The sequence below is a fragment of the Methylosinus sp. LW4 genome, from assembly GCF_000379125.1.
Classification (GTDB): Bacteria; Pseudomonadota; Alphaproteobacteria; order Rhizobiales; family Beijerinckiaceae; genus Methylosinus.
The window spans coordinates 2,826,204-2,847,634 of the sequence record NZ_KB900626.1; the positions used below are offsets into that span (position 1 = coordinate 2,826,204).

23 protein-coding genes are annotated in these 21,431 nt (G+C 65.8%); 15 read left to right on the forward strand and 8 right to left on the reverse strand.

What is annotated here, in order from left to right:
• The first annotated feature begins 70 nt into the window (after window positions 1–70).
• Window positions 71–319, forward strand: coding sequence for an exodeoxyribonuclease VII small subunit (locus METLW4_RS0114130; protein ID WP_018266871.1), 249 nt, complete (start codon window positions 71–73; stop codon window positions 317–319).
• Window positions 320–328: 9 nt separating this feature from the next.
• Here the strand turns inward: METLW4_RS0114130 and METLW4_RS0114135 are convergent, their stop codons facing one another.
• From METLW4_RS0114135 to METLW4_RS0114145, 3 genes are all read right to left on the reverse strand, one after another.
• Window positions 329–1,609 (reverse strand): efflux RND transporter periplasmic adaptor subunit, encoded by a 1,281-nt coding sequence (locus METLW4_RS0114135; protein WP_018266872.1) that lies wholly within the window; start codon window positions 1,607–1,609, stop codon window positions 329–331.
• Entirely contained in the window at window positions 1,606–4,794 is a 3,189-nt protein-coding gene (locus METLW4_RS0114140; RefSeq protein WP_018266873.1) for an efflux RND transporter permease subunit, read from the reverse strand. Before METLW4_RS0114140 ends, METLW4_RS0114135 begins: the two co-directional genes overlap by 4 nt.
• 77 nt (window positions 4,795–4,871) lie before the next feature.
• A complete protein-coding gene (locus METLW4_RS0114145; protein WP_018266874.1) occupies window positions 4,872–5,348 on the reverse strand; it encodes a MarR family winged helix-turn-helix transcriptional regulator in 477 nt (158 codons plus the stop codon).
• Window positions 5,349–5,585: 237 nt separating this feature from the next.
• Here METLW4_RS0114145 and METLW4_RS0114150 point away from each other — a divergent pair, with 237 nt between their 5' ends.
• A complete protein-coding gene (locus METLW4_RS0114150; RefSeq protein ID WP_018266875.1) occupies window positions 5,586–5,831 on the forward strand; it encodes a hypothetical protein in 246 nt (81 codons plus the stop codon).
• Between the two features lie 12 nt (window positions 5,832–5,843).
• On the opposite strand, the gene METLW4_RS0114155 is transcribed toward METLW4_RS0114150, so the two are convergent.
• Entirely contained in the window at window positions 5,844–6,149 is a 306-nt protein-coding gene (locus METLW4_RS0114155) for a hypothetical protein (RefSeq protein WP_018266876.1), read from the reverse strand.
• A gap of 284 nt (window positions 6,150–6,433) precedes the next feature.
• Here METLW4_RS0114155 and METLW4_RS0114160 point away from each other — a divergent pair, with 284 nt between their 5' ends.
• The 3 genes from METLW4_RS0114160 to rpsD all read left to right on the forward strand — a co-directional run bounded on the left by METLW4_RS0114160 (window position 6,434) and on the right by rpsD (window position 8,727).
• The gene (locus tag METLW4_RS0114160; RefSeq protein ID WP_018266877.1) at window positions 6,434–7,285 is read left to right on the forward strand and encodes a hypothetical protein; all 852 of its coding nucleotides are present in this window, start codon (window positions 6,434–6,436) and stop codon (window positions 7,283–7,285) included.
• Window positions 7,286–7,423: 138 nt separating this feature from the next.
• Window positions 7,424–7,795: a hypothetical protein gene (locus METLW4_RS0114165; protein WP_018266878.1), complete on the forward strand. Its 372-nt coding sequence runs from the start codon at window positions 7,424–7,426 to the stop codon at window positions 7,793–7,795.
• A gap of 314 nt (window positions 7,796–8,109) precedes the next feature.
• Window positions 8,110–8,727, forward strand: a complete 618-nt coding sequence (gene rpsD / locus METLW4_RS0114170; RefSeq protein WP_018266879.1) for a 30S ribosomal protein S4 — start codon at window positions 8,110–8,112, stop codon at window positions 8,725–8,727.
• A gap of 46 nt (window positions 8,728–8,773) precedes the next feature.
• On the opposite strand, the gene METLW4_RS0114175 is transcribed toward rpsD, so the two are convergent.
• The 3 genes from METLW4_RS0114175 to METLW4_RS0114185 form a co-directional block, all read right to left on the reverse strand.
• On the reverse strand, window positions 8,774–9,658 hold the full coding sequence (locus METLW4_RS0114175; protein WP_018266880.1) for a TetM/TetW/TetO/TetS family tetracycline resistance ribosomal protection protein: 885 nt from the start codon (window positions 9,656–9,658) through the stop codon (window positions 8,774–8,776).
• 99 nt (window positions 9,659–9,757) lie between these two features.
• Complete coding sequence (locus METLW4_RS0114180; protein WP_018266881.1) at window positions 9,758–10,510, reverse strand: hypothetical protein; 753 nt, start codon at window positions 10,508–10,510, stop codon at window positions 9,758–9,760.
• A 91-nt stretch (window positions 10,511–10,601) separates the two neighbouring features.
• Window positions 10,602–10,973, reverse strand: a complete 372-nt coding sequence (locus METLW4_RS0114185) for a Rieske (2Fe-2S) protein (RefSeq protein ID WP_018266882.1) — start codon at window positions 10,971–10,973, stop codon at window positions 10,602–10,604.
• A gap of 306 nt (window positions 10,974–11,279) precedes the next feature.
• Between METLW4_RS0114185 and METLW4_RS0114190 the strand changes: the two genes are divergently transcribed.
• From METLW4_RS0114190 to METLW4_RS0114200, 3 genes are all read left to right on the forward strand, one after another.
• Entirely contained in the window at window positions 11,280–11,579 is a 300-nt protein-coding gene (locus METLW4_RS0114190) for a helix-turn-helix domain-containing protein (RefSeq protein ID WP_018266883.1), read from the forward strand.
• Between the two features lie 76 nt (window positions 11,580–11,655).
• Entirely contained in the window at window positions 11,656–13,620 is a 1,965-nt protein-coding gene (gene shc / locus METLW4_RS0114195; RefSeq protein WP_018266884.1) for a squalene--hopene cyclase, read from the forward strand.
• A gap of 7 nt (window positions 13,621–13,627) precedes the next feature.
• On the forward strand, window positions 13,628–14,338 hold the full coding sequence (locus METLW4_RS0114200) for a phosphorylase (RefSeq protein WP_026191514.1): 711 nt from the start codon (window positions 13,628–13,630) through the stop codon (window positions 14,336–14,338).
• Here the strand turns inward: METLW4_RS0114200 and hpnH are convergent.
• Window positions 14,279–15,430, reverse strand: a complete 1,152-nt coding sequence (gene hpnH, locus METLW4_RS0114205) for an adenosyl-hopene transferase HpnH (RefSeq protein ID WP_018266886.1) — start codon at window positions 15,428–15,430, stop codon at window positions 14,279–14,281. The two genes, METLW4_RS0114200 and hpnH, sit on opposite strands and share 60 nt — an antisense overlap.
• 236 nt (window positions 15,431–15,666) lie before the next feature.
• On the opposite strand from hpnH, the gene METLW4_RS0114210 reads away from it, so the two are divergent.
• From METLW4_RS0114210 to METLW4_RS0114240, 7 genes are all read left to right on the forward strand, one after another.
• A complete protein-coding gene (locus METLW4_RS0114210) occupies window positions 15,667–16,314 on the forward strand; it encodes a phosphoribosylanthranilate isomerase (RefSeq protein ID WP_018266887.1) in 648 nt (215 codons plus the stop codon).
• A gap of 72 nt (window positions 16,315–16,386) precedes the next feature.
• Entirely contained in the window at window positions 16,387–17,634 is a 1,248-nt protein-coding gene (gene trpB, locus METLW4_RS0114215; protein WP_018266888.1) for a tryptophan synthase subunit beta, read from the forward strand.
• Window positions 17,635–17,692: 58 nt separating this feature from the next.
• A complete protein-coding gene (locus tag METLW4_RS0114220; protein ID WP_026191515.1) occupies window positions 17,693–17,944 on the forward strand; it encodes an AbrB/MazE/SpoVT family DNA-binding domain-containing protein in 252 nt (83 codons plus the stop codon).
• Window positions 17,944–18,276: a type II toxin-antitoxin system PemK/MazF family toxin gene (locus METLW4_RS0114225; RefSeq protein WP_018266890.1), complete on the forward strand. Its 333-nt coding sequence runs from the start codon at window positions 17,944–17,946 to the stop codon at window positions 18,274–18,276. The genes METLW4_RS0114220 and METLW4_RS0114225 overlap by 1 nt, the downstream gene beginning before the upstream one ends.
• 53 nt (window positions 18,277–18,329) lie before the next feature.
• Window positions 18,330–19,226: a tryptophan synthase subunit alpha gene (gene trpA, locus METLW4_RS24935; protein ID WP_018266891.1), complete on the forward strand. Its 897-nt coding sequence runs from the start codon at window positions 18,330–18,332 to the stop codon at window positions 19,224–19,226.
• Window positions 19,223–20,083 carry an acetyl-CoA carboxylase, carboxyltransferase subunit beta gene (gene accD / locus METLW4_RS0114235; RefSeq protein WP_018266892.1) on the forward strand — a complete coding sequence of 287 codons (861 nt, stop codon included), beginning with the start codon at window positions 19,223–19,225 and terminating at the stop codon, window positions 20,081–20,083. Before trpA ends, accD begins: the two co-directional genes overlap by 4 nt.
• Window positions 20,084–20,102: 19 nt before the next feature.
• Complete coding sequence (locus METLW4_RS0114240; RefSeq protein ID WP_018266893.1) at window positions 20,103–21,410, forward strand: bifunctional folylpolyglutamate synthase/dihydrofolate synthase; 1,308 nt, start codon at window positions 20,103–20,105, stop codon at window positions 21,408–21,410.
• Window positions 21,411–21,431 lie beyond the last annotated feature (21 nt).

The following is a 21,431-nucleotide window of genomic DNA, read 5'->3' on the forward strand; positions in this document are numbered from 1 at the left end:
CGCGGCGCCCGTCGCCCTTCTCCGATGACGAGAGGGAAATGCGCTCCGCCGCGCCGAAGGAAAAGCCCAAGTGTCCGACGCCAACGCCGATATAGACGCCCTGCCCTTCGAGAAGGCGATTCAGGAGCTCGAGGAGATCGTCGGCAAGCTCGAGAAGGCGAGCGTCTCGCTCGACGATTCGGTGAAGCTCTATGAGCGCGGCGAGGCGCTGAAGAAGCGCTGCGACACGCTGCTGCGCGAGGCCGAGGCCCGCATAGAGAAGATCACGCTCGGCGCCGACGGCGCGCCCAAGGGGACGGCGCCGCTCGACGTCGAGTGATTCCAGCGCTCACTTGCGGATCGTCACCTTGCGGCCGTCGCGAATATCGGCGGGCGGGTCGAGGGCGACGGTCTCGTCGCCCGTCAATCCCTGATCGACATCGACATTGGTGCCGAAATCGCGCGCGATGTTGATCTTCGCGAGGCGCACGACATCGTCCTTGCCGATCACCGCGACGCGCGGCCCCTCCGCGCCGAAGAGGATGGACTGCGCGGAAACATTCACCAGCGGCCGCGGGCGCGGAATGTCGAGCACGACGCGCACGAACATTCCCGGACGCAGCTCGCCGGTCGGATTGGGCACATCCACCTCGGTGAGCAGTGTGCGCGAGGCGGAGGCGAGCGAATTGGCGTTGCGCGCGATGCGCCCCTTGAAACTCTTGCCGGGCATCTCCGGCGCCTCGACCTTGGACTCGAGACCATCGACGAGGCCCGCCGCCTCCGATTGCGGCACTGAAACCTGCACACGCAGAATATCGTCGCGCGCCAGGGAGAAAAGCGGCGTGCCGCTATTGGCGTCGGCGCTGACGAGATCACCCACCTCTATGTTGCGCGCCGTCACCACGCCGCGGAAGGGCGCGGTGACGTCCTTGAAGCCGACGAGCTGCTTCAGCCGATCCACATTGGCCTGCGCCGCGGCGATATTGGCCTGCGCGACCTCGACGCCCGCCTCGGCCGATTGCAGATTGGCGGCCTGCGTCTCGACATTGGCGGCGTTGACGTCGTTGTTCTGCTTGCTCTCGTAATTGTTTTTCACGAGCTGCGAGCTGCGGCCGTAGGTCAGCTTGGCGAGGTTGAGACTGGCCTTGCCTTGCTCGACCTGCGCCTTGGATTGCAGGAGTTGCGCCTTGTTGAGCGCAAGCTGCGCCACCGCCTGCGCATATTGCTGATCGAGATCGGGCGCGGAGATGCGCAAGAGGAGATCGCCCTGCTTCACCTTGCTGCCGATATCGACGCGCCGCTCGGCGATATAGCCCGTCGCGCGCGCGAAGACTCTCGCCTGCTCCCAGGCGAGAGTCTGGCCGGGCAGCTCGATATGCACGGGGCCGGCGACTTTCGTCACCTTCGCGGCGCGCAGGCTGAGCGTCGCATTGGCCTGCTCCTGCTGAAACGCCTGCGCGTCATGCTCCTGCGCCGCATGGCGACGCAGGCCGATGAGCAGCACGAGCGCGAGAAGCGCGAGAAGAAGAAGGAAGGGGAGCTTGCGCAGGCGCGGCGGCGGCGGCGCCTCATGCACGCCGACGCCGGTCGAAGCGAATCCGCGTCCCTGCGGCTGCGACATCTCGGTCATAGATAGTCCCTCGGAGGCTGCACCTCTCCACGTCGCAGCAGCGAATAGAGGAAAGGCACGAAAAGCAGTGTCGAGCATGTGCCGAAAGCGATGCCGCCCATCACCGCGCGGGCGAGCGCGGCGTTCTGCTCGGCGCCTTCGCCGAGCGCGAGCGACATGGGCAGAAGGCCGACGAACATCGCCGTCGCCGTCATGATGACGGGACGAATTCGCGTCAGCCCGGCCTCGATCGCCGCCTCCTCCGCGGAGACGCCGGTCGCCTCTCTATGCTCGCGCGCGAAAGTGACGAGCAGGATGGAATTGGCCGAAGCGACGCCGACCGACATGATGGCGCCCATCAGCGACGGGATGGAGAAGGTCGTGCCGGTGACGTAGAGCGCGAAGACGATGCCGCAGAAGGCGATGGGCAGAGCGAGAATGACGACGAAAGGATCGCCCCAGCTCTGAAAGTTCACCACCATCAGCAGATAGACGAAGATCATCGAGGCGACGAGGCCGAGGCCGATGCGCGCGAATGCCTGATTCTTGCTATCGATCTGTCCGCGAATGACAATGTAGTTGCCGGGCTTCAGCTCCGGCTCGATCTCCGCGATCGCCTTGCGCAAATCCCGTTCGACGCCGCCGAGATCGCGGTCCTGAATATTGGCGTAGACGTCATAGGTCGGCTGGGTGTTGGAATGGGTGGCGACGCTCTGCTCCACGCCGCGCTTCCATTGCGCGACATTGGTCAAAAGATCGACCTGCGCCGAGGAGGCGCCGGTGAGATCGGAGATCGGCGTGTTGGCGAAGGCGTTGAGCGAGGCGATACGATATTCCGGCGTCTGCACCGCCACCTGATAGGGAATGCCCGTCACCGGATCGGCCCAGAAATTGGGCGTCACCTGGAAGGAGGAGGACAGCGAGATATTCACATTATTGGCGATCTGCTGGACGCTGACGCCGAGCTGCTGGCCCTTCCAGCGATCTATGTCGACGAAGAATTCCGGCGCGTCGAGAATCTGGTGAATATGCGCGTCGACGACGCCGCGCACTTGCCTCACGCGATCCAGCAGCTTGCGCACGATGATCTTATTGCCCGGCGCGTCGCGGCCGACGATGCGCAGCGCGATCGGCGCGGGAAGGCCGAAGTTCAAGATCTGCGTGATGATGTCGGCCGGCTGGAAATAGAAGATGGAATCGGGAAAGCGCTGCGGCAGAATCTCGCGCAGCTTGCGCATGTAGTCCGCCGTCGGCGCATGGCCATGCGCGAGCGAGATCATGATCTGCCCGTCATTATAGCCGACCGTGGTGCCGTCGGAGAAAGCGTAATTATAGGTGATCTGCGGCAGGCCGATATTGTCGATGACCAGAGCGAGATCATGCGGCGGGATCGTCTCGCGAATGACGTCCTCCACCTTTTGGAACAGGCGCTCGGTCTCCTCTATGCGCAGGCCAGAGCGGCCGCGCACATGCAGCGTCATCTGGCCGGCGTCGATCTGCGGATAATAATCCTCGCCGACCGAGACGAACAGAAAAGCGCCGAAGGCGAAGACGCCGGCGACGAAGGCGAGCGTGCGGCCCTTGTGGCGCAGCACAGCGACCAGCAGCAGCGCATATTGGCCGCGCAGCTTCTCGAATCCATGCTCGAAGCCGAGCTGAATGCGCGTCAGAATGGCGGCGAAGCCGGTGCGGCGCGCATCGCTCTCGCGCTCGCTCTCCGCGTGATGCTCATGGATGAGCAGCTGGTCCATCAATATGGGCACCAGCGTTCGCGACAGGAAATAGGAGGCCAGCATGGCGAAGACGACGGCCAGCGCCTGCGGCACGAAGAGAAAGCGTGCGGCGTCGGTGAGGAAGAGCACGGAGACGAAGGCGGCGCAAATGGCCAGCGTCGAGATCAGCGCCGGCTTGGCGATGCCGGCGGCGCCCTCCGCCACCGCATAGCGGAAATCCTTGCCCTCCTCGAACAGGCGATAGGTGTTCTCGATGGCGACAGTGGCGTCGTCCACCAATATGCCGACCGCGAGCGCCATGCCGCCGAGCGTCATGATGTTGATCGTATGGCCGAGCGCGCTGAGCGCGGCGAGCGAGGCGAGGATCGACAGCGGAATGGAGATGACGACGATCAGCGTCGAGCGCCAGGAGCCGAGGAACAGCAGGATCATCAGCGCGGTGAGGCCCGCGGCGATGACGCCCTCGTGCAGCACGTCCGATATCGCATTGGAGACGAAGACCGATTGGTCGAACAATTCGGCGATATTCGTGTCCTTGGGGATCGCCTCGCGCAGCTTGGCGATGCCGGCCTTCACATTCTCGACGACATTGAGCGTCGAGGCGTTGCCATTCTTCAATATGGTCAGCAGCACGGCGCGCGAGCCGTCGACGCGCACGATATTCTGCTGCGGCGGGCTGCCGTCGCGCACCTGCGCCACGTCGCGGATCAGCAGCGGCGCGCCATCGGCGACGCGGATCGGAATATTGTTGAGCGTCGTCAGCGCGTCGGGCGTCGAATTGAGACGCATGACATATTGAAGATCGCCGAATTTCGCGAGGCCGGAAGGGACGACCAGATTGCCGGCGGTGATGGCGTTGACGACATCGAGCGGCGTGAGGCCGCGCGCCTGCAGCGTCGCCGTGTCGAGATCGACCATGATCTGGCGCTGCTTGCCGCCCCAGGGCGTCGGCAGCGTCGCGCCGGGCGTCGTGGTCAGCGCTTGACGCACGCGATAGAGGCCCAGATCGTAGAGCTGCTGCTCGTTCATGGTCTGGCTCGACAGAGCGAGCTGAATGACCGGAACCTGCGAGGCCGAGTAGCGCACGACGGTCGGCGGATTGATGCCGGGCGGCATTAGCGCGCGGATGGAGTTCATCGCCGACACGACCTGGGCGAGGGCGAGCTCTATGTTCACATCCGGCTGGAAATAGATCTTCATCACCGCGACGCCCTGCAGCGTCTGGCTCTCCATATTGCGGATGCCATTGACGTTGTTCGTCGTGGTGAGCTCGGCGTAGGTGGTGACGCGGCTCTCCATCTCGGCTGTGGAGAGGCCCGTATAGGTCCAGATGACGGTGACGACCGGAATATCGACGTTCGGAAACACGTCCTTGGGCGTCGACACGATCGCCGCGCCGCCGACGAACATCGTCAAAATGGCCAGGACGTAGAACGTCAGCCGAAACTTCAGCGCATATTTGACGAGTTCCATGGACGCCTTCCACTCTCACCACGCTGCGGGCGCCGCCGTCCGCTTCGCTCTCGCCTCGTCCGATCCCTCGACCGTCGTCAGCCGACCGCGCTTCGCGCCTTCGGCTTTTTCGTCGCGCAGCTCATTTTCTCGATCAGATTGCCGCGCACCGTCTCCAGCACGCGCATCAATGTCGCGCGGTCCTCGTCGCTGACGCCGACCAGCGCCTCCTGGCGGGTCGCCTCGGAGATGGGCGCTATGGCCTCGACCAGCGGCCAAGCCGCATCGGTGAGGAACAGCAGCCAGACGCGCCGGTCGGTCTCGTGCGGACGACGCTCCACCAGACCCATCGCCTGCAGCCGATCGACCGTGCGGCCGAGGGTGATGGGCTCGAGATCGAGCATTTCGGCGAGCACGCACTGGCTGACGCCCTCATTGCGCGACAGATAGGCCAGGGCCTGGGTCTGCGCGCGGGTCAGGCCCAATTCGCGGGCATTCTGCTCGAACCGCTTGCGCATCAGCCGCGCCGCGTCATGCAGCAGAAAGCAGAAGGTCGTTGGCGGCGGCGAGGGCATTAGGCGCGCTTTCTATAGCAATGCTTTTGATGAGCGTGCTTATTAAATAGGTGCGGCGCGCCGAATTCAAGCCCCGCCCGAGCCACCCCCGCCCTACGGAAGAAAATTTTGGCCCTATTTAGGATGAAGGCAGGAGCCGATTGCCGCGCGCGCCGTCGCGCCTATCGTAATTATGGCAATTCGGCGCCGAGGCGGTCCGAGCCATCGGGCGCGGAGCCAAATGGGAGGATGACAGGAATGAGGCTGCTATTGGCTTGCACATTCTTGCTGATCTGCGCGGCCTCGGCCGACGCCGCGCAACGCGGGTCGGCCCGCCAGCGCTCGGCCTGCACGGACGACGCCTATAAATTCTGCGAGCGCTATGTGCCGGACGCCGCGGCGGTGGAAAGCTGCCTGAAGGCCAATATCGGCGGGCTCAGCCGCGCCTGCAAGGCGCAGATTCAGGGGGCCGCGGCCGCCAAGAAGCGCGGCCGCCGTCACTGAGGCGCCCGCGGCTCACATGCGCCGCGCGAAACGGCGGATGTCGACGCCGTTCTGGGCGAGAAGATCGCGCAAGGCGGGCGGGAGATTTACCACGCGGGTGGCGTTTCCGTCATATTGGCAGGCGCTGCGCAGGCTGACGTAATGGCCGTAGATGCGATTGGTTTCCTGATCGCCGATGACCGAGCGCGCCTCGCCCAGAAGATAACCGACTTGATCTTCACTGTATTGCGACACCAGCTGGCAGCCAACGGCGACCTTTTCGGCGAATGCCGGAAAAGAGACCAAGGTGACAACGGCCGCCGTTGCGAGAATCTTCATGCTGTTTCCTCGATATTGCAGGGTGAGGGCGACCTGGTGTCGCGCCGATCTTCGTATCTGACCTCCTCTCTCTTTCGGAGCTTCTTGGCCGAAGTTTGGCTCGAGGCCTTGGGCGCGCCGCGCGCGGCCGCGCGCGAGGCGCGTCGAAAAGCGAAAACACGGCTATGTTCAACGGAATGTTTACGCTTAACGCCAATGTTCGGGACCAGATAAGTCTTTTTCGGGACTTTCGGCCCGATCGTAATGTGTAAAGCCCGCTCGAGACGGGCGGTTGGAGTAGAGTCATGAGCTTGTCCGCTTCCAGCGGTGACGACCTCCCCTATGCCTCCGGCCCACTGAGGGCGCGTCCGCTCGGCAATCTCGCCGCAGTGTCGATGGGCGTCGCGGCGCTTCTGGTGCTGCTGGCCGCGCTCGCCTTCGTCCGCGCGCCGTCGCAGGAGGCCGCGACAGCGCCCGCCGCCGCGCCGACGGCGAGCCCCGCGCCTCGCTATGCGAATGCGCCGGCCTCTGCGCCCGCGGCCCCCGCGGAACGCGTCGCCGCCTTCCGACTCGAGGCGCCCGAGATCGACAAGGATCCGAAAATCACCTTCGATCAGCCGCTCCCTTCGGGCGGCCGCCAGGAGACGCACGCCTTCGGCGCCTTCGACACGGGCCGGCCCTATCTGCGGCTCGATATTCTGCAGCCCGCCGGCGAGAAGCTCGGCAATTCCGACTTCTTCCTAGATGTCGCGCGCCACGCCGCCCAGGCCGGCCTCGGCGTGGTCCGCATCGGCCAGCCGACGCCGCTGGTGACGCGCGCGGGCGCCTTCGAGGCGGCGGAGATCAAATTGTCGCTGCGCGAGGGCGGCGTCGCCGCCGCGGCGGCCGGCGAGCGCAGCTGCCTCGCCATGCGCCTCGTCAACGCCAGCCTGTCGATGGAGATCGCCGGCATCGCCTGCGGCGCCGGCGCCAAGCCGATCGACCGCCGCGCGATGGGCTGCCTGCTCGATCGCATCTATTATCTGCCCGCCGGCGACAACAAGGCGCTGGCCCGCTCCTTCCCCAAGACGGAAGGGCCGGGCTGCCTCGCCGCCGCCCCCGCGAGCGACGGCGAGCCCGCCAAGCCCGCCGCGAAAAAACGCGCGGCGCGCCACTGAGCGCATGCCTACCTAGGGGCGGTTCGGCGTTTTCGTCGGACCGCTTTCAGCTTTCATGAGGCGCCATTCGCGACCGCCGGTATCGCTCGGCGACGCGATTGGTTATGATCCTGTCGATATCGGAATCAGGAGATGAGGATGCGTCATTTCGTTAGTTTGTCGGCCGGACTCGCCTGCCTTCTCGCCCTCGCGACGGCGGGCGAGGCGCTCGCCAAAACGCATCGCTCCGCGCATCGTCATTTCATTCCCGCGGAGGGAATCGTCGTGGCGACCGGCCCCATCCCCTATGTTCGCCAGCCGCTCGTCGTTCCGCGCCGCAGCTGGCTCGATCCCGGCCCGGTCGTCCCGGTCGGCTCGACCAATCGCTATTTGGTCGATGCGACCTATTTCGCCTATCAGCCGATGGAGGACAATCAGCGCAGCTGGTTCATGCAGGAGACGCTGCCGAACCGCCGGCGCTTCGAGGTTCTGCCCTATCGCGACGGCATTGCGCCGATCTGGTGGCCCTGAGCGCCGCCTCGAGGCTCCGTTGTTTTCGGCCGGCCCGCGCTGCGCGAGCCGGCCTTTTTCTTGACTTCCGCCGCCTGCACGGATAATGACCCCCAGTCCGGCGCGGGGAAACCTTCGCCGGCCCGCACCCGTGGCCGCTCCTGAGCGGCCTGTCGGCCGGTTTCCGGCAGAGGAGGGCGCGTTCTTTTGACGCGAGAGGCATGCCTCGTCGCGCGGGAACGTGGTTCGGCGACGCTCGCCTCTGATCGAGGCAGGGCGCGGCGTCTCGCTTTCGCGCTTTTGCGAGGCTGCGAAAAGGAAGAGGACGCCGGCAAGTGACGAAACGCGCCGAAGCCAAATATAAGATCGATCGCCGTCTCGGACAGAACATCTGGGGCCGCCCGAAGAGCCCGGTGAACCGTCGCGAATACGGCCCCGGCCAGCACGGCCAGCGCCGCAAGGGCAAGCCCTCCGACTTCGGCACGCAGCTCAAGGCCAAGCAGAAGCTCAAGGGCTATTACGGCAATATCTCCGAGAAGCAGTTCCGCAAATATTATGCGGAGGCCATCCGGCTGAAGGGCGACTCGGGAGACAATCTGATCGGCCTGCTCGAGCGCCGTCTCGACGCTGTGGTCTATCGCGCCAAATTCGTGCCGACCGTCTTCGCCTCGCGGCAGTTCATCAACCACGGCCACATCAAGGTGAATGGCCGCCGGGTGAACATTCCGTCCTATCTGGTGAAGCCGGGCGACGTCGTCGAGGTGAAGGAGAGCTCGCGCCAGCTCGTCATCGTCCTCGAGGCCGTCGGCCTCGCCGAGCGCGACGTGCCGGAATATTACGAGGTCGACCATCAGAAGCTGACGGCCAAGCTCACGCGCGTGCCGCTCCCCTCCGAAGTGCCCTATCCGGTGCAGATGGAGCCGAATCTGGTCATCGAGTTCTACTCGCGCTGATCGAATTTCGCCGGCCCGGAGCTTTCGGGCCGGCGTATCTCTATCGTCAGGCCGTCGCGCTGGGCCGCGCGGAGGCCGCGGGACGGAAGGGCGTGTCGTCCTCCGGCGCGATCGGTGCATAATGGCCGAAGCGCAGATTATGGCTCGCGCGCCCTTTGGTCAGCGCGCTCAGCGCATCCCCATAGCCGAGCAGCTCCGCGAGCGGCGCGGTCGCCGTGATCCGCGTGGTCTCGTCGCCCTGCTCCGCCTTCAGCGCCTGCGCGCGCCGGCCGCGCAAATCTGCGATCACAGCGTCGGCGACGTCATTGGGCGCCACGATCTCGACGCTCATGATCGGCTCGAGCAATTCGCTGCTCTTTGCCAGCGCCTCCCGCGTCGCCGCGCGCGCGGCGATCTCGAAGGCCAGCACCGACGAATCCGAGCCATGGCCGGCGCCGTCCACCAGCGCCGCCTTCAGCTCCACCACCGGCCGGCCGAGAATGACGCCGCTCTCCACCACAGAGACGACGCCGCGCTCCACACCATCGACGAATTCGGCCGGAACGGCGCTCTCCGACGCGCGATTCTCGAAAATCTCGCCGCCCGCGCCATCCGTGTCGAAGACGAGCTTCACGCGGGCGTATTGGCCGGGCCGCTTATGGGTGAAATCGATTTCCTGGCGCCGCGACAGACGCTCGCGATAGGCGACGCGCGGCGGGCCGATGATCGCCTCGACGGGCGACAGCTCCTGGAAGCGCGCGACGATCTCTCGCAGCCGCTCCTCGCTCGCCGCCTCGAGCAGCGCCTGCGTTCCGCCGATCGCATCGAGATCGGAGACGCGCAGTCCGGGCGCGCCGGCGGACAGCCGCGCGAGCGCCTCGACGAGCTCTTCCCAATCGCGGGCGTGCTCGGGCTCTATCGTCACCGAGACGAGCAGCGGCGAATTATTCATGACGGCCTCCCCACTTCTCCCATCGCCGGCGGCGAATCGGAAGCAGGCGAGGCTAGCGGCGGCGTATGACAGGACGTCATACGCCGCGCCCACGCTCGCTCAGTTTCGGCGGGCGAGGGAGCGCAGAAAGCCTTCCATATCCTCGGTCAGCTCCTGATCGATCGCCGGCGCCAATTTCAGCAGCAGATTGGCGACGAATGCCTGATCATTGCGCTTTTCCTCGAGCACCTCGCGCAGCACGGGGACATTGTCCTCGATATGGGTGAGGAAGGAGATGCCCTTCTCCAGCGTCTCGGTCCAGCGCTCGCGGCTCCACAGGGCCAGCGGATACATGATCTCATGGACGAAGTTGGATTTGCGCGCCTGCTCGAAGAAGCGAATGCCCGCGTTCCAATTCTCCTTGGCGCGCATGGGCGGCGGCGGAATGTCGCCGAGCAGCATCTTCTTGCCGGCGGCGCCGACGTGATCCTCGAGGCTGATGGGCGGGTCCATCGGCGTGCGGAAGGCCCACAGCGAGGTCGAGCCGGGGAAATCCTTGCCCAGGGCCTCGGTGAGCGCCGCCTCGACCTTGTCGGCAGCCGCCTTGTCGCCCTTGAGCGCCGCCGTCATGAAGAAGGCGAAAACCGCGTCGCCGCCGTAAGTCACCGCCGCGGCGGCCTTCAATTGCTGGTCCGTGAGCTTGGGCGTGAAGCCGTCGGCGGGAACCGTCACATCGCCGGCGCGCAGCGCGGTGATGAAGGTCGTGATCTCCAGCCAGCCCACATAATTGGCGATGAAGGCGTCGGGATCGACATAGACGATCGCCAGATTGAGAGGCTGCTTGCGCTTTTGCAGTTCCGCCATGTCCGTCATGGAATATCCTTCCTGTCCCCAGTCTTTGCTGTCCCAGGTCTATGCTTGGGCGCTCGCGCCCGAGCCCCTCTCTCGGGCGCGGCGCCCGCCTTCATTCGTCGGCCAGCAGCACGCCGGTGATGCAGACGTCGCCGTCGTCGATCACGAGCGAAAGCGGCGTCAGCTTCCCGCCCTGACACGGGCCGATGAAGCAATGGCCGGTGTCGAGGTCGAATTGGGAGCGATGCTGCCCGCATTCGAGGAAATTGCCCGACTCGTCGAGGAAATTGCCGGGTGAAGTGTCGAGACGCATCTGCTCGTGCGGGCAGGAATTCTCGAAACCGTAGAAGTTGTTGCCTTTGCGCGTGATGATGATCGGCCACGGATTGGTGTCGCCGTTGTCATAGGCGCGCATCAGGACGAAGCCATGGGCTTGGCCGTCCTCTATGTGGCCTGTGCGACAAATCACAAACAGATCGTCCATGGGCTGATCCCTTTCGAACAAACATCCACGCTCCGTGCGACCCGGAGCGGACCCGTGAAATCGGGTAGCAAGCGATGAGCCAGCCTGATCCGACGCTTGACGATATGGTTAGATCACTATACGAAGCGGTTTCGAGAGAGGATCGCGCGCGCTGCGCCCCCCTCCCCGACCCTCCCCCGCACGCGGGAGAGGGAGGAGAGTCGGGGTTTCATCGATGCTTCGCGAAACGTCGACAGCCCCCCTCTCCCGCGAAGCGGGGGAGGGTGAGGGAGGGGGCTCCCCCCGAATTTTCGAGGACCCGGATCAATGAACGCGCCCGAGCCTAACGAAGCAGCCGCCGGCGCGCGCGCGGAAAACGCGCTCAAAGCGCAGCTCATCGGCAAGATCGGCCGGCTGATGAAGGAGCGCGGCTTGAAGCAGGTGGAGGCCGCCGGCCTGCTCGGCGTCAAGCAGCCGGACGTCTCCAAAATGCTGCGCGGCGATTTCCGCCAGTTCTCGGTCGAGCGGCTGCTGCGTTTTCTGGTGGCGCTGGGACAGGACGTGGAGATCGTCGTCAAGCCGCCGAGCGGCGCGGAGGCCCCGGCGCTGCGCGTCGCGCGTCTGTGACGCGAATAGACCATTCTTTTAGAAAAACGAGAGACGAAGGGATCGTGATGACCGAGCTGCGAAGGAGCGCGAAAATATGACCGCGACCGCCCTTGCGATCGAGCCGAAGCGCGACGACGCGCTCGACCAGAGCATCGCGCGCGCTTCCGGCGCGTTGCGCGCGCTCGCCAAAGGCGACGGCCATTGGTGCTTCGAGCTCGAGGCCGACGCCACGATTCCGGCCGAATATGTGCTGATGCGCCATTTCCGCGACGAGCCGATCGATCACGCGCTCGAGGGCAAGATCGCCGTCTATCTGCGCCGTATCCAGGGCGCGCATGGCGGCTGGCCTTTGTTCCGCGACGGCGCCCTCGATATGAGCGCCAGCGTGAAGGCCTATTTCGCGCTGAAGATGATCGGCGACGACATTGACGCGCCGCATATGAAGCGGGCGCGCGAGGCGATCCTCAGCCATGGCGGCGCCGCGCGCACGAATGTCTTCACACGCGCGCTGCTGGCGCTCTATGGCGAGATTCCCTGGCGCGGCGTGCCGGCCATGCCGGTGGAGATCATGCTGCTGCCGAAATGGTTTCCCTTCCATATCGACAAGATCTCCTATTGGGGCCGCACCGTCCTCGTGCCGCTGCTCGTGCTGCAGACGTTGAAGCCGCAGGCCGTCAATCGGCTCGGCGTGCATATAGGCGAGCTGTTCACCACCCCGCCGAACGAGGTGAAGAAATGGCCGACCGGCGCGCATCAGCATCCGGCGCTGGTCGCATTCTTCGGCGCGATCGACAGGCTGCTGCGCGCCGCCGATCCTTATTTTCCCAAAGGCCCGCGCCAGCGCGCGATAAAGGCGGCGGAGGCTTTCGTCACGCAGCGGCTGAACGGCGTCGACGGTCTCGGCGCCATCTTCCCCGCCATGGTCAACAGCCTGCTGATGTATGAGGTTCTCGGCGTCCCCGCCGACGACGAGCGCATCAGGCTCGCGCGCGAATCGATCGAGCGTCTGCTCGTCGTCAAGGAGGACGAGGCCTATTGCCAGCCCTGCGTCTCGCCCGTGTGGGACACGGCGCTCGCCTGCCACACGCTGCTCGAGGTCGGCGGTGAGGCGGAGGAGGCGCGCGCCCGCGCCGGCCTCGACTGGCTCGCGCCCTTGCAGGTGCTGGATGTGAAGGGCGATTGGGCCGTGCAGCGGCCGAATGTGCGCCCCGGCGGCTGGGCCTTCCAATACGCCAACGCCTATTACCCGGATGTCGACGACACCGCCGTGGTGGTGACGGCGATGGATCGCTCCTACGCCGGCCGCTCCGACCGGCCCTATGACGAGCGCATCGCCCGCGCGCGCGAATGGGTCGAAGGGCTGCAGAGCAAGAATGGCGGCTGGGGCGCCTTCGACGCCGACAATGAATATTATTATCTCAACCACATTCCCTTCGCCGATCATGGCGCGCTGCTCGATCCGCCGACCTCGGACGTCTCGGCGCGCTGCGTCTCCATGCTGGCGCAGCTCGGCGACACGATCGAGACCAGCCCCAGCATGAAAGCCGGCGTCGATTACCTGCTCGCCGAGCAGGAGCCGGACGGCAGCTGGTTCGGCCGCTGGGGAATGAACTATATATACGGGACCTGGTCGACGCTCTGCGCGCTCAACGCCGCCGGGCTGAAGCCGGAACATCGCGCCATGCGCCGCGCCGTGGATTGGCTCGTCGCGATCCAGAACGAGGACGGCGGCTGGGGCGAGGACGGAGACAGCTATAAGCTCGACTATCGCGGCTATGAGAAAGCGCCGAGCACTCCCTCGCAGACGGCCTGGGGCGTGCTGGCGCTGATGGCGGCGGGCGAGGTCGGCCATCCGGCGGTCGCCCGCGGCATATCCTATCTGCAGGCCAATCAGGATGCGGATGGCCTGTGGAAGGAGGAGCGCTACACCGCCACGGGCTTCCCGCGCGTCTTCTATCTGCGCTATCACGGCTACGCAAAATTCTTCCCGCTGTGGGCGCTCGCGCGCTATCGTAACCTCGAAAGGGGCAACAGCAAAATTGTCCAGACCGGACTCTAATCGTCGCTTGGACGGCCCGGATGAGGTGGAGCCCCCGCGCTTCCTCATCATCACGGGGCTGCTCAGCGAGCGCGCCTGCGCGGAGGGCGAAGGTCTGGTGCCGATTTGCAGCGGCGCCGACACTGAGGGCCTGCGCGCCGCGCTCGAGCGTACGCAGGGCTTCGCGCTAGCCGGCGTCGTCAGCTTCGGCATAGCGGGCGGGCTCGATCCGGCGCTGCGGCCGGGCGACGTCGTCATCGGAGCCTCGGTCGTCGCCGAGAACAAGCGCTATGAGACGAGCGCCGAGCTGTCGTCCATTTTGAGCGAAGGTCTCGGCGCCTCGGGCGGCAAGATCGTCTCCGGCGTCATCGCCGGCGTCGAGGCGCCCGTGCTCGACCCCAGGGCCAAAGCCGCGCTGCGCAAGCGGACCGGGGCCGCCGCCGTCGATATGGAAACCCACATCGCCGCCGATTTCGCCGAGCGCCGGCGCCTGCCGCTGGCCGTGGTGCGCGTGGTCAATGATCCGGCGGCGCGGGCGCTGCCGCCGCTGGCCACCTCCGCCGTCACGCCGGACGGCGGCGTCGATTTCCGCGCGGTGTTTCGCGATCTCGCCCGCGAGCCGCGCCAGATCGGCGATCTCATTCTCGCCGGTCTGGACTTTCGCAAATCATCGGCGACCTTAGGCCGCTGTGGGCGTCTTCTCGGCCCGCTCCTTAGCCTCGGCCTCTCGGAGCTCTGACAGCGTCGCGACATTCTTGTCGAAGACATATTGCGCCGGCCGCTGCTTCTCGAGCGAGATGTCGGGCGCGAAATCGCCTTCCGTCTTCACGCCGCGCAGAGCGACCAGCGCCGCCTTCCACGGACGCGCGACGGCGTCCTTCACCGCCGTGGCCTCGAAGCCGCAATGGACCATGCAATCGGCGCATTTCTCGTAATTGCCGACGCCGTAAGAGTCCCAATCAGTCTCGTCCATCAGCTGCTTGAAGGTCGGGACATAGCCCTCGCCCAGAAGATAGCAGGGACGCTGCCAGCCGAAGACGGTGCGCGCCGGATTACCCCAGGGCGTGCAATGATAGGTCTGATTGCCGGCCAGAAAGTCGAGGAACAGGCCCGATTGCACGAAGGCCCAGTCGCGTCCGCCGCGTCCGCGCTTCAGAATGCCGCGGAACAGCTCCTTGGTGCGCGCGCGATTGAGAAAATGCGCCTGATTGGGCGCGCGCTCATAGGCGTAGCCCGGCGACACCGTCATGCCGTCTATGCCGATGCGCTTCACCTCGTCGAAGAAATCGGCGACGCGGGCCGGATCGGCGTCCTGGAAGAAGGTGCTGTTGATGGTGACGCGGAAGCCCTTGGACTTCGCCAGCTTGATCGCCTCCACCGCGCGCTTGTAGACGCCGGTCTGGCTCACCGCGCGATCATGCATCTCCTCGTCGCCGTCGAGATGGATCGACCAGGTGAAATAAGGGCTCGGCTTATACTGGTCGATCTTTTTGGCCAGCAGCAGGGCGTTGGTGCAAACGATGGCGAATTTCTTGCGCGCCATTATGCCTTCGACGATCTGCGGCAGCTCCTTGTGCAGCAGCGGCTCGCCGCCCGCGATCACGACGACCGGCGCGCCACATTCGTCCACCGAGGCGAGGCAGTCCTCCGCCGAGAGGCGCTTATCGAGAATATGGTCCGGGTAGTCGATCTTGCCGCAGCCGGCGCAGGCGAGATTGCAGCGAAACAGCGGCTCGAGCATCAGCACCAGCGGATAGCGCTTCCGGCCGGCGAGATGCTGGCGGAGGATATAGCCCCCGATCGACATGATGTAGCGAAGCGGAATGGACAAGAAAGCTGTTCCTTCCAGGGACCGGCTCTTCGACAGAGCGGCGCGGAGGCCGCCCGGCTTCGACGCGCGACAAAGACAGCGTCGGAACGTGTCGTCTAACACGAAAGCTCGACTGCGCAAACCGGCGGCCGAGATCGCCGGCTGCGGCGACTTCAACCCGAGGATATGGCGTTTTTCAGGCCCGAGCGGATCATGATAGGGTCGCGGCCCGAAAACGGAAACGGCGAGAGGGAAGTTTGGCGGGCGTGATCGTCAAAATCTGCGGCTTGTCCACCGCGCCGACGCTCGAGGCGACGATCGCCGCCGGCGCCGATATGGCCGGCTTCGTCTTCTTCGAGAAAAGCCCGCGCCACATCACGCTCGAGACGGCGCGGGAGCTCGGCCGGGTCGCGCAGGGACGCATCCGCAAAGTGGCGCTGACCGTCGACGCCGACGATTCCACGCTCGACGCGATCGTCGCCGCTCTCGCGCCGGACCTTCTGCAATTGCACGGAGCGGAGACGCCCGAGCGCGTCGCCGCGACGAAGGCGCGATTCGGGCTGCCGATCATCAAGGCGATCGGCGTCGCCGGCGCCGCGGATGTCGCGCGCGCGACGGCCTTTCGGGAGACCGCCGACATTCTCCTCTTCGACGCCAAGCCCGCGCCGAACGCCGCCGTTCCCGGCGGGGCCGGGATGGTCTTCGATTGGGAGCTGATGCGCGGCTACGGCGACGGCGACTGGATGCTCTCCGGCGGCCTCGACCCCGCCAATGTGGCGGAGGCGCTGCGGCTGACCGGCGCGCCGGCGGTGGACGTGTCCTCTGGCGTCGAGCGCGAGCGGGGCGTGAAGGACGAGGCGAAGATCGCAGCCTTTGTCACGGCGGCGCGCGGCGCATCTGTCTGACGATCTACGGCGCTTTCATCGGAGCGGCGGAGGGTCTAAGACAGCGCCGCAGCCGAGGCGAGGAGGACCGACATGAACGACCAGACCCCCAATTCCTTCCGCAACGGCCCGGACGAGAACGGCCGCTTCGGCCTGTTCGGCGGACGCTTCGTCGCCGAGACCTTGATGCCGCTGATCCTCGACCTCGAGCGCGCCTATGCGCAAGCCAAGGCCGACCCCTCCTTCCAGGCCGAGCTGGACAGCCTGCTGAAGCACTATGTCGGCCGGCCGAGCCCGCTCTATTACGCCGAGCGCATGACCGAGCATTTGCGCGGCCTCACAGCGGCGGTCGGCGGCGAAGGCGGCGCCAAGATCTATTTCAAGCGCGACGAGCTGAATCACACCGGCGCGCATAAGATCAACAATGTTCTCGGCCAGATTCTGCTCGCCCGCCGCATGGGCAAGAAGCGCATCATCGCCGAGACCGGCGCCGGCCAGCACGGCGTCGCCACCGCCACCGCCTGCGCGCGCTTCGGCCTCGATTGCGTCGTCTATATGGGCGCGGTCGATGTCGAGCGGCAAAAGCCCAATGTCTTCCGCATGAAGATGCTGGGCGCGGAAGTGCGCCCGGTGCAGTCCGGCGCGCGCACGCTGAAAGACGCGATGAACGAGGCGCTGCGCGATTGGGTGACCAATGTCGCCGACACTTTCTATTGCATCGGCACCGCCGCCGGCCCGCATCCCTACCCCGCCATGGTGCGCGATTTCCAATCGGTGATCGGCAATGAGGCGAAGGAGCAGATGCTCGAGGCGGAAGGGCGGCTGCCCGATTCGCTCGTCGCCTGCATCGGCGGCGGCTCCAACGCCATCGGCCTGTTCCACCCCTTCCTCGACGACGCCTCGGTCGAGATTTACGGCGTGGAAGCCGCCGGTCATGGCCTGGACGTCGAGAACGGCCACGCCGCCTCGCTGGCGGGCGGACGGCCGGGCGTGCTGCACGGCAACCGCACCTATCTCTTGATGGACGACGACGGCCAGATTCTCGAAGGCCATTCGATCTCCGCCGGCCTCGATTATCCCGGCATCGGCCCGGAGCATTCCTGGCTGCGCGACATCGGCCGCGTGACCTATCTCTCGGCCACCGACAAGGAGGCGCTCGCCGCCTTCCAGCTCTGTTCCAAGCTCGAGGGCATCATCCCGGCGCTGGAGCCTTCGCACGCGCTGGCCAAGGTGATGGAGCTGGCGCCGCAGAAGCCGCAGGATCACATCATGGTGATGAATCTGTGCGGACGCGGCGACAAGGATATTTTCGCCGTGGCGGAGCATTTGGGCGGGATGTGAGCTTGTCGGCGGGGCCGGCCGGGGTTATATTTTTATATAACCCTAGAAAGGCAGAGCGATGCAGACGGCCAAGTTACGAAAAGTCGGCGGCTCGATCATGGTGGCGGTTCCGCCCGCCATGCTCAGCGCGCTCGAGCTCGCGGCCGAATCGACCGTCGGCCTTTCGATCGAGGGCGGTCGCCTGATCGTCGAGCCGCAACCCCAGCGCCGCTATTCGCTCGACGAGCTTTTGTCCGAAGAGGCCCCTTCTGTCTCCGACCAGGACGAAGCTTGGATGAATTCGCCGCCCGTTGGCCGCGAACTTCTCTGATGGATCGAGGCGACATCTACCTCGTCGATCTCGATCCGACCGAAGGGCGTGAGCAAAAAGGCCGCCGTTGCGTGATGATCGTTTCGGCGAGCCGCTTCAACCGCCACACCGGGGCGCCGCTCTGCGTGCCGATCACCGGCGGGGGCGGCTTCGCTCGCGCAACCGGCTTCACGGTTCCGCTCACGGGCAGCGGACTTTCGACCGATGGCGTCGTCCGCTGCGATCAGGCGCGGACGCTAGATCTTCGCGCCCGCGGCGCCCGCAAGCTCGAGAGCGCTCCCGACTATATCGTCAATGAGGTGATCGCCCGGCTCACGACATTGCTGGAATGACGCCCCACCCCCGCCATTCCCCTTCGCCCTCCCCTATGCTATCGCCTGCGGCCATGAGCACACGCATCGACGCCCGCTTCGAAGCCCTGCGCGCCGAGGGCCGCGCCGCCCTCGTGACCTTCGTCATGGCGGGCGACCCGGACCTCGAGACCTCGCTCGCTCTATTGAAGCGCCTGCCCGAGGCCGGCGCGGATCTGATCGAGCTCGGCATTCCCTTCACCGATCCCATGGCCGACGGCCCCGCCATTCAGGCGGCGGGCCTTCGGGCGCTGCATGCGGGCATGACGCTCAATAAGACGCTCGAGCTGGTCCGCGCCTTCCGCGCGCAGGATCAGGCGACGCCGATCGTGCTGATGGGCTATTACAACCCCGTCTATGTGCATGGCGTGCCCGCCTTCCTCGAGGAGGCGAAGGCGGCCGGCGTCGATGGGCTCATCATCGTCGATCTTCCGGCGGAGGAAGACGCCGAGCTGTGCCTGCCGGCGCGCGCGGCGGGGCTGAATTTCATCCGCCTGGCGACGCCCACCACGGATGACAAGCGCCTGCCCAAAGTGCTCGAAAACACGAGCGGGTTTGTCTATTATGTGTCGCTCACCGGCATCACCGGCGCGGCGCTCTCGGATTATTCTGGCGTGTCGGAGGCGGTCGCGCGCATCAAGCGCAGCACTCCTCTGCCCATCGCCGTCGGCTTCGGCGTCAAGACGGCGGAGAACGCCGCCGAGATCGCGCGCTATGCCGATGGCGTGGTGGTCGGCTCGGCGCTGGTCGATGCGCTGGCGAAATCGCTCGACGCCGAGAATCGCGCCGGTCCGCGGACGGTGGAGGCGGTGACGAGCCTCGTCGCCGATCTCTCCCGCGGCGTGCGCGGCGCGCGGTCTCAAGAGGCGAAGAAGGACGAGCCCTTCTCGTTGAAAGGCGCCCTGGGAGCGATCGCGAGGCTCTGGTCATGAACTGGTATTCCAACGTCGTTCCGCCCAAGATCAAAGCCCTCATCAAGCGCGAGGCGCCGGAGAACGCCTGGGTCAAATGCCCGGAGAGCGGCCAGCTCGTGTTCCACAAGGACATAGAGGACAATCTCTATGTCGTGCCGGGCTCCGGCTATCACATGCGCATTCCGGTGGAGGCGCGGCTCGCCGGCCTCTTCGACAATGGCGAGCACGAAGTGGTGCCGACGCCAGAGGTTCCGAGCGATCCGCTGAAGTTCCGCGACATCAAGCGCTATGTCGACAAGATCAAGGAATATCGCCTCAAGACCGGCCATCAGGATGCGGTCACGATCGCCTATGGCAAGCTCGAGGGCGCGGCCGTGACCGTCGCGGTGCAGGACTTCGAGTTCATGGGCGGCTCGCTCGGCATGGCGGCGGGCGAGGCGATCATCGCCGGCATGACGCACGCCATAGAGAAGCGCACGCCCTTCATCATCTTCACCGCCTCCGGCGGCGCGCGCATGCAGGAGGGCATGTTCTCGCTGATGCAGATGCCGCGCACCACAATCGCCGTGCGCCGGCTGCGCGAGGCGCGCCTGCCCTATATCGTCGTGCTCACCAATCCGACGACCGGCGGCGTCACCGCCTCCTACGCCATGCTGGGCGACGTCCACATCGCCGAGCCCGGCGCGATCATCGGCTTCGCCGGCGCGCGCGTCATCGAGCAGACGATTCGCGAGAAGCTGCCCGAGGGTTTTCAGCGCGCCGAATATCTGCGCGACCATGGCATGGTGGATATGGTGGTGCCGCGCACGCAAATGCGCGAGACGCTGGCCCGGCTCTGCGCGCTGCTGACCAAAGCGCCGCGCCGCGCGGCTTGACGGAACGAAAGCAGATATCATGGATCAGCGCGACGCGATTCTGACGCGCTTGCTGGACCTTCATCCCAAGAAGATCGATCTGTCGCTCGGACGGACCGAATGGCTGCTGGCCGAAATGGGCCATCCCGAGCGCCGGCTGCCGCCGATCATCCATGTCGCCGGCACCAATGGCAAAGGCTCGACGCTGGCCTTTCTGCGCGCCATTCTGGAGGCCGCCGGACAGCGCGCGCATGTCTACACCTCGCCGCATCTCTTGCGTTTCAACGAGCGCATCCGCCTCGCCGGAACGCTGGTGGACGACGCCCGCCTGCAAAAGGCGCTGGAAGATTGCGAGCGCGCCAATGGCCAGCGACCCGTGACCTTCTTCGAGATCACGACCGTCGCCGCCTTCACCCTTTTCGCCGAGGAGCCCGCCGATTGGCTGCTGCTGGAAACGGGCCTCGGCGGGCGCTATGATTCGACCAATGTGATCGAGAGCCCCAAGGCGACGATCATCACCTCCATCTCGCGCGACCATCCCGAGTTTCTCGGCGATACGATCGAGAAGATCGCCTATGAGAAAGCCGGCATTTTGAAGCGCGGCGCGCCCGCGATCATCGGCTTTCAGCAGCATGACGGCGCCCGCGACGTGCTGGAGCGCGAGGCGCGGCGCGTCGGCGCGCCGCTCTCCATCGCCGGCGAGGATTTCCATATTCGCGAGGAGAACGGCCGCTTCGTCTATGAGGACGAGCGCGGCCTGCTCGATCTGCCGCTGCCGCGCCTGCCCGGCCGCCATCAGCAGGCCAACGCCGCCGGCGCCATAGCCGCGCTGCGCGCCGTCGCGCCGCACATCGGCGCCGAGCATATAGAGGCGGGCCTCACCCGCGCCGAATGGCCGGCGCGACTGCAATTGCTCTCGCGCGGACGCGTGGCGGATCTGGTTCCGCCGGGCTCGGAAGTCTGGCTCGACGGCGGCCATAATGACGACGGCGGCCGCGTGCTCGCCGAGGCCATGGCGCAATTCGAGGAGAAGAACGCCCGCCCGCTGGTCTTCGTCTGCGGCGCGCAGGTGACGAAGGACATTCGCGCGCTGATAAGGCATTTCGTCGGCCTCGCCGGCGAGGTCGTCGCCGTGCCGGTGGAAGGCGAGCATAAGAGCTGGCCGCCGGAAGAGATCGCCGCCCTGGCCTGCGCCGAGGGCATGAGATCGGCGGCCGCGCAGAGCGTGGAGGAGGCGCTGGCGATCATCGCGCAGCGCAGCTATGCGGTTCCGCCGCGCATATTGATCGCCGGCTCGCTCTATCTCGCCGCCGGCGTGCTGGCGCTGAACGGCTCCGTCATAGAGTGACAGGACTCTCCCTTCTCCCGC